Source organism: Ochrobactrum sp. EDr1-4 (assembly GCF_049199085.1).
Taxonomy (GTDB): domain Bacteria; phylum Pseudomonadota; class Alphaproteobacteria; order Rhizobiales; family Rhizobiaceae; genus Brucella.
In genome coordinates this window covers 543,865-556,061 of the sequence record NZ_JBLZOF010000001.1, presented here as the reverse complement: position 1 = coordinate 556,061, position 12,197 = coordinate 543,865, and the positions used below count along the sequence as shown (strand labels likewise).

Genomic DNA, 12,197 nt, shown 5'->3' with positions numbered 1-12,197 from the left:
GATCTGCCACTTTGAGCGGAAAATGAGTCGCACCAATAGCTAAGCTATTGTCTTTTCAGGATAAAAAACCTTTTGGAGCAAGTGCTTCATTGCCTTGACTAGCGTGCGGTGTGTCAATATGTTGCGCGCAACTTGGAAATGGGCTTTTAACGCCCGCATTTCTTGCAAAAAGGAGCTGCCAATGACGAGCGGCACTGAGTCGGGGAAAACACCCGGTGAGCGCAAGAATGTGGACTCAAAAACTGTTTCCGGGGGGCTGGATCAGCGTTTGAATCGCCTTGAGGCCGAATTGGCTAAAAAAGGTTTGTTCAAGCAGCCGGCTTCCGAGGATGAGCGGTCAGAAACATCCAGTTCTGTCGCGCAAGCCATGAAACTCTCCAGTGAGTTTATCGCTGGAATTATCGTTGGCGCGCTGATTGGTTGGGCTCTTGATCGCTACGCAGGGACTTCGCCGTGGGGGTTAATCATCTTTCTCCTTCTCGGCTTCGGTGCTGGCACCCTCAACGTGCTCCGTTCTGCAGGTTATGTCGCCGATCAAGGCAACATTAAGTCTAGCGTGGAAAAGAGCGATAAGGAATAAGTCTTCGCGGACATCACGAAAATGTTCGCGTATAGACCTTAAGACAAGCGAACCTTTGGTTCGTGACTAAAACGCCCCAAGCGGACCATCGGTCCGTGACTGAAACGCCTTAGGGCAGGAACGACAGACGAGGTTAAGTTGGCCAACGATCCGATCCATCAGTTCCAGGTTTCCCGGTTGATTCCTATCGACGTCGGTGGTTTGGACCTGTCGTTCACCAATGTTTCGGCCTTTATGGTCGCAACCGTGGTGCTTGCGTCAGGCTTTCTTTATTTCACGTCTTCGAGCCGTGGCCTCATCCCAAGCCGCCTTCAGTCGGTTTCTGAAATGGCCTATGAATTTGTGGCGTCCAGCCTCAGAGATTCAGCTGGTTCAAAGGGTATGAAATTCTTCCCCTTTGTGTTCTCGCTGTTCATGTTCATTTTGGTTGCAAATTTTATCGGTCTGTTTCCTTATTTCTACACGATCACCAGCCAGATCATCGTAACATTTGCGCTGTCGCTGCTCGTTATCGGAACAGTCATCATTTACGGTTTCTACAAGCATGGCATTGGCTTCCTGAAGCTTTTCGTGCCAAGCGGCGTGCCAGGCATTATTGTGCCACTGGTTGTTGCCATTGAAATCATTTCGTTCCTCTCGCGCCCAATCAGCCTTTCTGTTCGTCTTTTTGCGAACATGCTGGCCGGTCACATCACGCTCAAGGTTTTCGCAGGCTTCGTTGTCTCGCTGAGCTCGCTTGGTGCACTGGGTGTTGGCGGCGCTATCCTGCCTCTCATTATGACGGTCGCGATTACCGCGCTTGAGTTCCTGGTTGCATTCCTCCAGGCCTACGTCTTTACCGTCCTTACCTGCATGTACATCAACGACGCAGTACATCCGGGTCACTAAAGCATGTTGCGGAAAAGTGGTTTACCGGTTTTCCGACAGCAACATGCGTTATGAAAAAATTTAAAGCGCTTTGCATCAAGACTATAAGTAAGGCGCTTTGAGGTTCTAGCCGGCGGGTTTCCGCCAGAACAGAAATCCGCACTAATTTACAATCCAGAAGGAGCTTTAACATGGAAGCGGAAGCAGCAAAGTACATCGGCGCCGGTCTCGCGTGTTTCGGTATGGCCGGTACGGCTCTCGGCCTCGGCAACATTTTCGGTAGCTATCTCTCGGGCGCTCTGCGTAACCCATCCGCTGCTGACAGCCAGTTCGGCCGTCTGGTATTCGGTTTCGCTGTGACGGAAGCTCTGGGCATCTTCTCGCTGCTCATCGCGCTTCTGCTCCTCTTCGCTGTTTAATAAACAGTCGCAAGAAACTGGCCTGCCGCGATCTGTATCTTGAAATGCAGCGCGGCTGGCCTTTGCATATGAAGTCTGAGTGAGCGTATTCCGTTTTTCCCGGCTCTTCTGCCCGGAAAAGAATATGCTGGATTAAAGGGGAAATCTGGATGTTCGTGTCCACGGCGTTTGCCCAAACCGCCACCGAATCGCAACCGGCACCAGCTGCTGGCGAGCACGGCGCAGCCGATGCTGTGCACACCGAAACCGGGGTCGCGCACGATGCCGGACACGGCAGCGGCGTATTCCCGCCGTTTGATTCCACCCATTATGCATCGCAGCTTCTGTGGCTCGCGATCACTTTCGGTCTTTTCTATCTGTTCCTGTCACGCGTGGTTCTGCCGCGTATCGGCGGCGTGATCGAAAACCGTCGTGACCGTATCGCACAGGATCTCGAGCAGGCTGCACGCCTCAAGCAGGATGCAGACAACGCTATTGCTGCTTACGAGCAGGAACTTGCTTCTGCCCGCACAAAGGCTGCTTCGATTGCTGAAGCTGCGCGCGAAAAGGGCAAAGGCGAAGCAGATGCTGAACGTGCTGTTGCTGAAGCCGCACTCGAAGGCAAGCTTGCTGAAGCTGAAGAACGTATCGCCGCAATCAAGGCTAAGGCCATGAGCGATGTCGGTACGATCGCTGAAGAAACCACGTCTGCGATTGTTGAACAGCTTCTGGGAAACAAGGCCGATAAGGCTGACGTGACCGCAGCCGTTAAAACCGCAAACGCCTGAGGAGACGAAAATGGATTCAACATTTTGGGCATTTATTGCTCTTCTTCTCTTCATAGCACTGATTGTTTACCTCAAGGTTCCGGGCATGATCGGTCGCTCGCTCGATGAGCGCGCCGAAAATATCAAGAAGGAACTGGAAGAAGCCCGCACCCTGCGCGAAGAGGCCCAGCAGCTTCTTGCTGAATATCATCGCAAGCGTAAGGAAGCGGAAAAAGAAGCTGGCGACATCGTCGCCGCTGCTGAACGCGAAGCAAAGGCTCTTCTTGAAGACGCCAAACAGGCGACCGAAGAATACGTTATTCGTCGTAACAAGCTTGCTGAGCAGAAGATTGCAACCGCTGAAACCGATGCAATCAACGCAGTCCGCGCTTCGGCTGTTGATCTGGCTATCGCCGCCGCTGGCAAAATTGTTGCCGACAAGGTTGATGCCAAGGTTGCAAACACCCTGTTCAAGGATGCACTCGGTCAGGTTAAGACCAACCTGAACTAAGTTCAGTTGCTATCGAATTTTGGAAACGCCGCCTCAAAAGGGCGGCGTTTTTGTTGTGTCTGCAATCTATTTTTAATAAGAGATTTTAGCCCTATGCGTCGGGATACGCATTGAGCATCTGTTGAGAAGTTTGTGCGGTCTTTATCAATCCGGTCCAGAAGGCCAGTGGTCTTCTTGCGGCTGTCAATGAAAATGGGAGCACTCTGGACGCACTACGCGTTTGAAGATGCGGTTTACTTCTGCGGGGCCTGTTTTGCTTATTCTTGACGACCGTATCTGGTCCGATTTCTCGTGTACGACACGACCGGGCATCATCTTCCTTCTTGGCCTAGGTTCACTGGCTGTCATTGTCCCTTTGGCATTGTTGAAGGACAAACTCCTGGCCCGTCAATATCCGGTTCAGCAAGGTGTTGTGCCGCAACCGATATGGATTGGTTCGAAGATAGCTTATTGGTCGGTTGGATGTGTGGTGGCTCTGGTTTTCGCCGCGATGGCGGTGATTACTTCGCTCTCTCCGAACCTCACGCATCTCATGACGGATGGGCGGTTTCTCATCGAAAAGGGCTGCTTCCAATTGCGGCCATACGAAACGAGGATTGATCTGGCGTCAGCCAACTACGTTCATCAATACAGTGAGCGAAGGAAAGCGCTACGCGGGACGCTTCTATTCATGCAGGATGACAAGAAGATCAGTATCAATCTCAATACGGTTTATAAGGACGCTATTCTGGCGCAAATAGCACCCAATGCCATGCGCGTATTCGCACGCCGACATGATGCCTTGGGATATACATTGCATCCATCAGTACGGGCATTACTAAACGACTGAGCCGGAAGTTTCGTGGCCTCAATTCGCTATGAGAATGTGCGCCCTTTGATAGGGGCAAATGTATAGCGATGAATGCCCGGAACAGGGCCAGCTGTCTCGATAGCATTGCGATGCTTGAGCGTTCCGTAACCGGCATGAACTTCGAAGCCGTAGGCATGATGCACCACTCCGGCGCGGTCCATCATGCGGTCTCGTGTGACTTTCGCCACAATGGATGCGGCTGCAATCGAAATCGAGCGCTGATCGCCTTTCACCAGTGCCGAGCCGGGGCAGGATAGGCCCTGTGGAATATCGCGTCCGTCGATCAATGCATAATCTGGGCTAAGCGTCAGTCCCATAAACGAGCGGCGCATGGCTTCAAGTGCTGCTTTGCGAATGTCGCTTTCGTCAATGCTGCGCGCACTCAGGCTTGCAACGGAAACGCACACCGCTTTAGCCAAAATAACATCATAAAGCGCATCGCGCTTAGCAGCTTTCAGCCGCTTGGAGTCATCAAGTCCCTCTGGAAGATCGTCGGGATCAAGTACAACGGTTGCTGCAACAACCGGGCCTGCGAGTGGTCCACGGCCAGCTTCGTCAATGCCAGCAATATGCTTTAGCCCCCGCGCCAGATATTTCGTCTCTTCCGAGAAGTCTGGAGCAAGTGGAATTTCAAAGAGGCGCGGAGAATCAGAAATTAAGCGTTTCATTTGGCGGAAATGTTCGCACTGCTTCTGATTCTCCGCAAGGTCCCTGCCGAGGATATTGGCGTAAAAGCAGGGGCCTTCCGTCCGAAAAAATCAGACGGGGATGGAACGCACAACTGACAACTCATGCACACGTGAAGTCTAGCGTATCATCTGGACCAGAACGCTGAAATATCGCGTTCTGATATCCAGAATTTAGAAAAGCGAAAGCTGCTTCCCACCTTTTTCGACAGGTTCAAACAGGTCTGTACGCAAGGGAATGCGCTTGGAATTGAAGCCGAGCTTGCGCGCGCTAATTTCGAAGCGGCGCCCGATCTGCCATGCATAAGGGCCAGTACCGCGCATGCGCTTGCCCCATTCGGCATCATAATCCTTGCCGTCGCGCATGGAGCGTACAAGCGACATCACATGGCGATAACGGTCGGGATAATTGCGCAACAACCAGTCCTTGAATAACGGCGCGACTTCCAGCGGCAGACGCAGCAATACATAGCCTGCCTCACGCGCACCTTGAGCGTAAGCAGCATCCAGGATGCGCTCAATCTCATGATCATTGATGCCGGGAATAATCGGTCCCATCATCACACTGGTTGGAATGCCAGCTTCTGTAAGTTTGCGAATAGCTTGAAGGCGCAGTGTCGGCGTTGAAGCACGCGGCTCCATGGTGCGCGCAAGAGTGGCGTCCACAGTTGTGACGGACAAGGCAACCTTAGCCAGACCTTTTTCAGCCATGCGGCTCAAAATATCGATGTCACGCACGACCAAAGCTGATTTGGTAACAATGCCAACCGGATGATTGGCGGCTTCCAGCACTTCAAGAATCTCGCGCATGATGCGCCATTTTTTCTCGATTGGCTGATAAGGATCTGTGTTGGTGCCGATAGCAATCGTCTTTGGTTGATAACCGGCTTTGGCCAGCTCACGCTCAAGCAGACGCGGAGCATCGGGCTTGGCAAAAAGCTTTGCTTCAAAATCAAGGCCAGCAGACAAGCCCATATAGCTGTGTGTCGGACGTGCGAAGCAATAGATACAGCCATGTTCGCAACCGCGATAAGGATTGATCGAACGGTCGAAACTGATGTCGGGTGAATCATTGCGCGTTATAATCGTGCGCGGCTTTTCAACCTGCACGTCGGTCTTGAAAGCGGGCAAATCTTCGAGCGTTTCCCAGCCATCATCAAATTCATGGCGTGTGGTGGGTTCAAAGCGTCCGGTTGGATTGATACCAGCGCCGCGCCCGCGTCTGCGGGAGTGATCAATGCGCAGGCCAGCTTCACTGACAAGCGCATTGGCGTGATCTGCACGTCCTGCTCCGAATGCTGCCTGATCTGCCTGCTGGATGATTTCCATAACCGACTCTTTCGTTTTCTACATTCATCCTATCGCAGAGAATAGAACAAAGCAAGAACACAAAATCTTGAGCCGATATAATAAAACACCGACGTGATGCTCACGCCGGTGTCTGGGGCCTTATATTAGTAGCGTGGCTGCTTCTTTGGTGGATGGCCCTGATTATGGCCAGGCTTGCCCGAGCCACCGGGTCCAACCGGACGGACCTCATGTGGTTTGCTTGGGCCACCCGGACGACCGGGGCGGTTTGCGTGCGGCCTATCAGGACGACCCGGGCGATGTGTCGCCGGAGGCTTTCCGGGACGATGATGGCCATTGTTCCAATGCGGCGGCCGTGGCGGTGGCGGACGATGCCAGCCGTGTTTGTTGGAGCTCAGAATTGCCGCTGCAATCAGGGGGATACCGATAGCAACTGCCGCAGTTCCAAAATTATTGGAGTTTCTGGCCGATCCCTGTGAGAAGGCCAGATAATTGGAGGATGCCCATCCGAGGCGACCACCGTAATCGACCTGACACCAGTTATAGCCAGTCGTGCAGCCAAGCACGTCAATGCCTGCACCATTTGGAATCGCACCAATGACCGGATAGCTCGTACCCGGACCCGTGCGCACGTTCAGATTGGTTGTCGCTATAGCATTCGCGGCCTGTGCAACAGGTGCTGCAAGCATTGCCGTTGCCAGAACAATCGATGTAAGAGCTACCCGCATCAGCTCACTCCGCAAAACATGGGGTTCATAACAGAATCGACTAAATCACTTTGCTTGCTGATTTCATATGTTATTTTTGGCTTATAATTAATATTAAAGAACAGAATGAATATTCGTGTTGCGCTGCTTTAGTAGGCAGTGAACTGTGATATAGAAAATAATGCTTTCTGTTCTGCTCGTCACAAATAATTCTGAAAAAGCTTTGGCGCATACACTGGCCGGGTTGGTGCCAGCTGTTGTTGATGGGCTTTTGCGCCGCGTTGTTGTCGTCGATCAAGGCTCGACAGATGATACAAAGCTTGTAGCAGAAGGCGCGGGTTGCGCGCTTTATGATGAAGGAAGTTTATCTCAAGCATTCCAGGCATTGCGAACATACTGGTTGCTGATCTTACAGCCCGGAGCAACATTGCCGGATGACTGGATTGACGCGGTGGGCCGCCATTTGGCAGCGAGCAATTCTGCTGCACGCTTTACATTGCCGTATGAAGCACGCTTCGGACTGCTTGGAAGGCTGTTTACATGCAAGCCCTCTTTAGACGCGGGATTGCTGGTGAAGGCCGACACGCTCAAGCTGGTGCCTTCGAGGGTGGACGAGCTTGGAGATTTGCCGCGCCAGTTAAAACCTGTGCGACTATCGCCAGTCATTACACTTCCAAATACAACAAAAGGCGGAGCCTGATTGGCTTCGCCTTTTTGTGCAGTCCTACCGGCTGGTGCCGATATTAGTTCTGAAAGCTTGAAGGCGATGCGTCGCCAAAACGATGAGCTGAGCCATCCTGATAGACCTTCTGGCCGATAGAAGCGGTAGCCGTGTTATCAACCTGCTGCGAAGCAACTGGTGTGCGGTCATTGGCATAAAGATCGGCAGGAGTGCCAACATTTGGGTTTTCAGCGAAGGCAGCACCGGCGCTAAGAGCAACGGCTACGGCAGCGAGAGCAAACTTCTTCATTTTTCTATTCCTTTTTTAATCGCCCTTTGGATGGCATCAGTGCTTCCGGGGCACCGGAGTGGCATCAATGCCATCCACCGGGGAGATAACTGGGATTGCCTTTTGGATTAGTCCGTCAGGCGGGATTGTTCATTAATTTAGCTTAGTTCTGGAAGCTCGAAGGCGATGCGTCACCAAAGCGATGAGCCGAACCATCCATGACCGAAGCTTTGCCGATCGAAGCAGTTGCAGTGCGATCAATCTGCTGAGCAGCGACTGGTGTGCGGTCATTTGCATAGAGATCAGCAGGGGTGCCAACATTTGGGTTTTCAGCGAAAGCAGCGCCAGCGCTCAGAACAACAGCAACAGTAGCAAGAACAAACTTTTTCATTTTCTATCTCCTTGGTTTGTGTGAAGCGGCGATGTGTTCGTCGTTTCGATGATTAAGAGATAGGCCTTTCAATCGGCTGCGCATAGCCAGCGTTTGGTTCACGCATTGTATCCTAATTGGTAGACAATGAACCCTTGAAACCAGAAGATTGTTCTATAGGCAGCTATTTATTCAAGTATATGTGAACAGTATGAGGCGGAAAAGTGGCCGCTTTCGTCACTGTGCGGACGGCGCGGTATGGCTTGAAACCACAAACCAGTCAGGCTTTTGCGTAAGAATATGCGATGCGGCGGCATCTGCTCTCTGCTGGTCTTTAAAGATAGCAAAGCACGTTGCGCCGGATCCAGACATTTGCGCAAAAAGCGCACCGCTTGCGCGCAAGAGATCAAGCTTGACGTTGATGTGCGGGGCAATGGATAGCGCTGCGGGCAGAAGGTCGTTGCGCGTCGAGCCGAGATAAGCGCAGATATTTTCGACGTTGCTGTGAGCAGGTGCGGGAAGAGGGGCATTGTCTCGCTTTGTCAACGCACGGAAGACATCTGGCGTTGCAATGGCCGTCCCGTCATTGACAAGCAGCATGGAGAGCGATGGCATTTGAGGGGCTTCGGTTAGTTGCTCGCCGATGCCCCGCGCAACAAGTGGAGCACCATAAGCTGCGCCATGCAGGCACATGGGCAAATCAGCGCCAAGCTTCAGACCAAATTCTGCTAGCGTGTTGTGATCAAGACCAAGCCGCCAGATTTCGTTGAGTGCCAGAAGTGTTGCTGCCGCGTCGCTTGAGCCACCGCCGATGCCTGAGGCAACTGGCAGGTTCTTTTCAAGGTGGATGGCAATGGGTGAAAGTTTGCGACCCGTATGCGCTCTTAAAGCATCGCGCGCTTTGATAACCAGATTGCCACTATCAAGCGGGATGCCCTCAGCAAAACGTCCGTCAATGGTGAAATTGTCTTCGTCGGATTCCCGAACGGTGATGCGATCACCGAAATTGGCAAAGACCACCAGCATATCGAGCAGGTGATAACCATCGTCTCTGCGCCCCGTCACATGGAGCGCGAGATTAATCTTGGCCGGAGCAGTGTAGCGAACCGTTTGCGCGGCCTGTGCTTTATTATGCATTTTAAAGGTAAATCAGGATTAGTCTTTTTTGACGTAATATTCGCCGGTCTTTGGGTCCTGCACCAAAGTGCCATGCGCACGGTTCTGGGCTTCTTTTTCTGCCCGACGCACGCGCTGGGTTACGCGAACCGCTTCGCGCTTGAACGAACGATAGCCGTACCAAGCGGCAGCGAGTATCAGCAGCAGAAAGATAAGCTGGGGCATGGCCTCTAGTCCTCAGGCTGTCATACGATCCCGAAATGCCTTTTCGGGATCACGCAGGGAAACTTCGTTGCAAGAAGCATAACACTAATTTTTAGGATTATGCATCATATCATGGTGAAATGGTGAATTTCAAAGACCATATCGCGCCCAAAGCGCTTTTTCTTCAGCAACAGAGAGAAGACCGTCGCCGAGATTAGCCGCAATCGATGCCGGATCAATGCCGCCAAGCGCAATTTCAACGCCGGGTGCTTTGCGTCCGAGCAGTCCGCGCTTTGGTTCGATGAGCTTGAGTTTCACCTTGTCGCCATAGGTTTTGCGCAGGAAGCTGCGCATATCGCCAAGCCCGTCAACGAGACCGAGTTCTTTGCCCTTGGTGCCTGTCCAGAACATGCCGGTAAACAGATCGTCATTGTCTGCCAGCTTGCTGCTACGACGCTCCTTGACCATGTCGATGAAGGTCGCATGAATTTCAAGCTGAAGCGATTTGAGGCGCTCAATATCGGCTTCTTTTTCAGGCTGAAACGGGTCAAGTACGGCTTTGTTTTGGCCAGCAGTGTAAACGCGGCGCTCGACGCCGATTTTCTTGAGCAGTTCCGGGAAGCCAAATGAGGCGGAAACAACGCCGATAGAGCCGACAATTGACGACGGATCGGCAATAATTTCATCACCCGCAAGCGCGATCATGTAGCCGCCGGATGCGGCTGCATCTTCAACAAACACGAAAACACGCTTCTGGTGTTCGTCTGCAAGGTCACGAATGCGGCGATATATCAGGCGCGATTGCACGGGCGAGCCGCCGGGCGAATTGATCGAAATGGCAACGGCTGGCGTTTCTTTGTCGCCAAAGGCTTTTTCCAGCACGCCGGAAGCGCTTGCGAGCGAAAGCGATGGGCGCAGCGAGGAGCCGCCGCTCATGATTGCGCCATGCAGACGCACAACAGGAATCTCAATTTCTTTTTTGCGAAAACGGCGCGGAATGAAACGGCACAAAATCCCGGACAAATTAAACTCCAACTTCAAAACTTATGTTGGAGCGAATGTAGGAAGCAAATGTGCAAACACAAAGAGAAATGCCCGGAATTTCGTTCCGGGCATTGAATATTTGTTATTTTTTTGGCTTTGCCAACATTCTAAGCAGCATGTAACCACATATTGCGGAAAGTGCAGAACCAGTGAGAACGCCGATTTTCGTCTCCGCCTGCAACAATTCTGACGGGTAAGACAAAAGCCCGATGAAGATACTCATGGTAAAGCCGATACCGCACAGGATCGCGACGCCATAAAGTTGCCCCCAGCTTGCGCCCATCGGCTTCTGTGCAAAACCCGCTTTAATCGCCAGCCATGCAGCGCCAAACACGCCAATTTGCTTGCCGACAAAAAGGCCGAGCATGATGCCGAGTGGCAGAGTGTCGAAGATGATGGACGGCGTCATGCCGGTAAAGGAAATGCCAGCATTGGCAAAGCCAAATACGGGCACGATCAAGAAGGCGACAGGCTTTGCAAGCGCGTGTTCCAGCGTATGCAGTGGTGAACTCATATCATCCGGCTTGGCCTTTGCAGGTTTCAGCGGGATCATGAGTGCAGCAACAACACCTGCGACGGTGGCGTGTACGCCTGAATTGAATACCAAAAACCACAACAGTGCCGCGCCGATAAGATAAGGCAGCAAGCGGGAAACACCCATACGGTTCATCGCAAACAGCACGGCTGCTGTTGCAAAAGCCGCGCCAAGATAAGGCATAGAAATTTCAGCGGTATAGAAGATCGCAATGATGATGACGGCTGCGAGGTCATCAAGGATCGCAAGCGTCGCCAGAAACACTTTCAGGCTCGACGGTACACGCGATCCAAGCAGCGATAAAACACCAAGCGCAAAAGCAATGTCGGTAGCCGACGGGACGGCCCAGCCGCGCACTTTTTCCGGGTCGCCATAGTTGAAGGCCACGAAAATCAGCGCAGGCACGATGACGCCACCGGCAGCGGCTATCCCTGGCAATATGCGATTGGGCCAGCTGGCCAACTGACCATCGAGAAACTCGCGTTTTATCTCAAGGCCTACAAGGAAAAAGAAGATCGCCATCAGCGCGTCATTGATCCAGTGCGATAGGCTGAGCGGACCAATATAAAAATGCAGGGCGTCGAAATAGGTTTTGGAGAAAGGTGAATTGGCAACAATCAGCGCTAATGCCGCTGCGGCCATAAGCACAATGCCACCCGCAGATTCGCTATCCAGAAAACGGCGCATGATGGAAACGGGGCGAGCTGGCTGCGGAGTTTTTGTCATTCTTCTTCTTTTCAGGTTTTTACCGGAGCGCCTACTTCATAGAGCATGAGGTTGCGATCCGTTATGCCGAGTTTTGGCCATTCAGAGCGCCAGTCCCCTATGTGGTCAGACAAGAAGTGTTTGTCCAGTGAAACCCGATCACGCCAGACCTCTTTTACATGAATGAGACTTGGTTGAAGTACATCCTGAGAATAAGTGTAATCGACGCAGCCATCTTCAGCACGGCTTGCTTCAATCATTTGCTGCATAATTGGCCGGGCTTCATCAATTTTTTCGGCAGGCAGGCGAATGGTTCCAATGATCAGAAGCATGTCTTCATTTTTCCAGATTCTATTGTTAGCTGATTTCTGAGAGCCACGGAATCAGCGCTTTGGCTTCCCGCATGGCCTCGCTTGGGTCATTGTAAAGTCCCGAAGCGTAAGTCGTACCCCAATAGGTATAGGGACCGAGTTCCGGCACGTCATCGAGAAATTCCTGGGTTTCCTCAAAGGAATAAAGTCCATTGCCATGGTCAAAAAGTTCGAATCGAGCCTTTGCATCGGCACGATCCATCGCTTGCAAACATTTTTTCACGAGCT

18 protein-coding genes are annotated in these 12,197 nt (G+C 52.2%); 7 read left to right on the top strand and 11 right to left on the bottom strand.

The genetic code is table 11. From position 1 onward, the window contains the following. The first annotated feature begins 181 nt into the window (after positions 1-181). From ACOZHT_RS02860 to ACOZHT_RS02835, 6 genes are all read left to right on the top strand, one after another. Positions 182-580 carry an AtpZ/AtpI family protein gene (locus ACOZHT_RS02860; RefSeq protein WP_339513496.1) on the top strand — a complete coding sequence of 133 codons (399 nt, stop codon included), beginning with the start codon at positions 182-184 and terminating at the stop codon, positions 578-580. A 138-nt stretch (positions 581-718) separates the two neighbouring features. Then, complete coding sequence (locus ACOZHT_RS02855; protein ID WP_134152933.1) at positions 719-1,468, top strand: F0F1 ATP synthase subunit A; 750 nt, start codon at positions 719-721, stop codon at positions 1,466-1,468. A 170-nt stretch (positions 1,469-1,638) separates the two neighbouring features. Further along, positions 1,639-1,866, top strand: a complete 228-nt coding sequence (locus ACOZHT_RS02850) for a F0F1 ATP synthase subunit C (protein ID WP_007632966.1) — start codon at positions 1,639-1,641, stop codon at positions 1,864-1,866. Positions 1,867-2,015: 149 nt separating this feature from the next. Further along, the gene (locus ACOZHT_RS02845; protein WP_421565315.1) at positions 2,016-2,633 is read left to right on the top strand and encodes a F0F1 ATP synthase subunit B; all 618 of its coding nucleotides are present in this window, start codon (positions 2,016-2,018) and stop codon (positions 2,631-2,633) included. A 10-nt stretch (positions 2,634-2,643) separates the two neighbouring features. Further along, a complete protein-coding gene (locus ACOZHT_RS02840) occupies positions 2,644-3,123 on the top strand; it encodes a F0F1 ATP synthase subunit B (RefSeq protein ID WP_339513490.1) in 480 nt (159 codons plus the stop codon). Between the two features lie 253 nt (positions 3,124-3,376). Beyond that, positions 3,377-3,952 (top strand): hypothetical protein, encoded by a 576-nt coding sequence (locus ACOZHT_RS02835; RefSeq protein WP_339513488.1) that lies wholly within the window; start codon positions 3,377-3,379, stop codon positions 3,950-3,952. 26 nt (positions 3,953-3,978) lie between these two features. Here ACOZHT_RS02835 and ACOZHT_RS02830 read toward each other — a convergent pair whose 3' ends face one another. The 3 genes from ACOZHT_RS02830 to ACOZHT_RS02820 form a co-directional block, all read right to left on the bottom strand. Further along, positions 3,979-4,641 (bottom strand): ribonuclease HII, encoded by a 663-nt coding sequence (locus tag ACOZHT_RS02830; RefSeq protein ID WP_339513486.1) that lies wholly within the window; start codon positions 4,639-4,641, stop codon positions 3,979-3,981. Positions 4,642-4,833: 192 nt separating this feature from the next. Then, complete coding sequence (locus ACOZHT_RS02825; protein ID WP_339513484.1) at positions 4,834-5,988, bottom strand: PA0069 family radical SAM protein; 1,155 nt, start codon at positions 5,986-5,988, stop codon at positions 4,834-4,836. A gap of 125 nt (positions 5,989-6,113) precedes the next feature. After that, on the bottom strand, positions 6,114-6,695 hold the full coding sequence (locus tag ACOZHT_RS02820) for an SH3 domain-containing protein (protein WP_421565314.1): 582 nt from the start codon (positions 6,693-6,695) through the stop codon (positions 6,114-6,116). A 160-nt stretch (positions 6,696-6,855) separates the two neighbouring features. On the opposite strand from ACOZHT_RS02820, the gene ACOZHT_RS02815 reads away from it, so the two are divergent. Then, a complete protein-coding gene (locus tag ACOZHT_RS02815; protein WP_339513480.1) occupies positions 6,856-7,374 on the top strand; it encodes a glycosyl transferase in 519 nt (172 codons plus the stop codon). Positions 7,375-7,417: 43 nt separating this feature from the next. Here ACOZHT_RS02815 and ACOZHT_RS02810 read toward each other — a convergent pair whose 3' ends face one another. The 8 genes from ACOZHT_RS02810 to ACOZHT_RS02775 form a co-directional block, all read right to left on the bottom strand. Beyond that, positions 7,418-7,645 (bottom strand): hypothetical protein, encoded by a 228-nt coding sequence (locus ACOZHT_RS02810; RefSeq protein ID WP_339513478.1) that lies wholly within the window; start codon positions 7,643-7,645, stop codon positions 7,418-7,420. Positions 7,646-7,787: 142 nt separating this feature from the next. Next, entirely contained in the window at positions 7,788-8,015 is a 228-nt protein-coding gene (locus tag ACOZHT_RS02805) for a hypothetical protein (protein ID WP_310010838.1), read from the bottom strand. Between the two features lie 216 nt (positions 8,016-8,231). Continuing rightward, a complete protein-coding gene (locus tag ACOZHT_RS02800) occupies positions 8,232-9,131 on the bottom strand; it encodes a 4-(cytidine 5'-diphospho)-2-C-methyl-D-erythritol kinase (protein ID WP_339507936.1) in 900 nt (299 codons plus the stop codon). Between the two features lie 18 nt (positions 9,132-9,149). Continuing rightward, a complete protein-coding gene (locus ACOZHT_RS02795) occupies positions 9,150-9,335 on the bottom strand; it encodes a hypothetical protein (RefSeq protein WP_007873680.1) in 186 nt (61 codons plus the stop codon). A gap of 129 nt (positions 9,336-9,464) precedes the next feature. Further along, on the bottom strand, positions 9,465-10,337 hold the full coding sequence (locus ACOZHT_RS02790) for a S49 family peptidase (protein WP_339507937.1): 873 nt from the start codon (positions 10,335-10,337) through the stop codon (positions 9,465-9,467). A 103-nt stretch (positions 10,338-10,440) separates the two neighbouring features. After that, entirely contained in the window at positions 10,441-11,619 is a 1,179-nt protein-coding gene (gene nhaA / locus ACOZHT_RS02785) for a Na+/H+ antiporter NhaA (protein WP_339507938.1), read from the bottom strand. Positions 11,620-11,630: 11 nt separating this feature from the next. Next, entirely contained in the window at positions 11,631-11,930 is a 300-nt protein-coding gene (locus ACOZHT_RS02780) for a putative quinol monooxygenase (protein ID WP_339507939.1), read from the bottom strand. 25 nt (positions 11,931-11,955) lie between these two features. Beyond that, positions 11,956-12,192, bottom strand: a complete 237-nt coding sequence (locus ACOZHT_RS02775) for a hypothetical protein (protein WP_339507941.1) — start codon at positions 12,190-12,192, stop codon at positions 11,956-11,958. Positions 12,193-12,197 lie beyond the last annotated feature (5 nt).

What these genes read in the sequence shown, in the direction of transcription:
- nhaA (WP_339507938.1), bottom strand. Translation starts at nt 11,619, where the DNA reads ATGACAAAAACTCCGCAGCCAGCTCGCCCCGTTTCCATCATGCGCCGT.
- ACOZHT_RS02795 (WP_007873680.1), bottom strand. Translation starts at nt 9,335, where the DNA reads ATGCCCCAGCTTATCTTTCTGCTGCTGATACTCGCTGCCGCTTGGTAC.
- ACOZHT_RS02820 (WP_421565314.1), bottom strand. Translation starts at nt 6,695, where the DNA reads ATGCGGGTAGCTCTTACATCGATTGTTCTGGCAACGGCAATGCTTGCA.
- ACOZHT_RS02810 (WP_339513478.1), bottom strand. Translation starts at nt 7,645, where the DNA reads ATGAAGAAGTTTGCTCTCGCTGCCGTAGCCGTTGCTCTTAGCGCCGGT.
- ACOZHT_RS02800 (WP_339507936.1), bottom strand. Translation starts at nt 9,131, where the DNA reads ATGCATAATAAAGCACAGGCCGCGCAAACGGTTCGCTACACTGCTCCG.
- ACOZHT_RS02805 (WP_310010838.1), bottom strand. Translation starts at nt 8,015, where the DNA reads ATGAAAAAGTTTGTTCTTGCTACTGTTGCTGTTGTTCTGAGCGCTGGC.
- ACOZHT_RS02830 (WP_339513486.1), bottom strand. Translation starts at nt 4,641, where the DNA reads ATGAAACGCTTAATTTCTGATTCTCCGCGCCTCTTTGAAATTCCACTT.
- ACOZHT_RS02850 (WP_007632966.1), top strand. Translation starts at nt 1,639, where the DNA reads ATGGAAGCGGAAGCAGCAAAGTACATCGGCGCCGGTCTCGCGTGTTTC.
- ACOZHT_RS02780 (WP_339507939.1), bottom strand. Translation starts at nt 11,930, where the DNA reads ATGCTTCTGATCATTGGAACCATTCGCCTGCCTGCCGAAAAAATTGAT.
- ACOZHT_RS02815 (WP_339513480.1), top strand. Translation starts at nt 6,856, where the DNA reads ATGCTTTCTGTTCTGCTCGTCACAAATAATTCTGAAAAAGCTTTGGCG.
- ACOZHT_RS02840 (WP_339513490.1), top strand. Translation starts at nt 2,644, where the DNA reads ATGGATTCAACATTTTGGGCATTTATTGCTCTTCTTCTCTTCATAGCA.
- ACOZHT_RS02845 (WP_421565315.1), top strand. Translation starts at nt 2,016, where the DNA reads ATGTTCGTGTCCACGGCGTTTGCCCAAACCGCCACCGAATCGCAACCG.
- ACOZHT_RS02860 (WP_339513496.1), top strand. Translation starts at nt 182, where the DNA reads ATGACGAGCGGCACTGAGTCGGGGAAAACACCCGGTGAGCGCAAGAAT.
- ACOZHT_RS02825 (WP_339513484.1), bottom strand. Translation starts at nt 5,988, where the DNA reads ATGGAAATCATCCAGCAGGCAGATCAGGCAGCATTCGGAGCAGGACGT.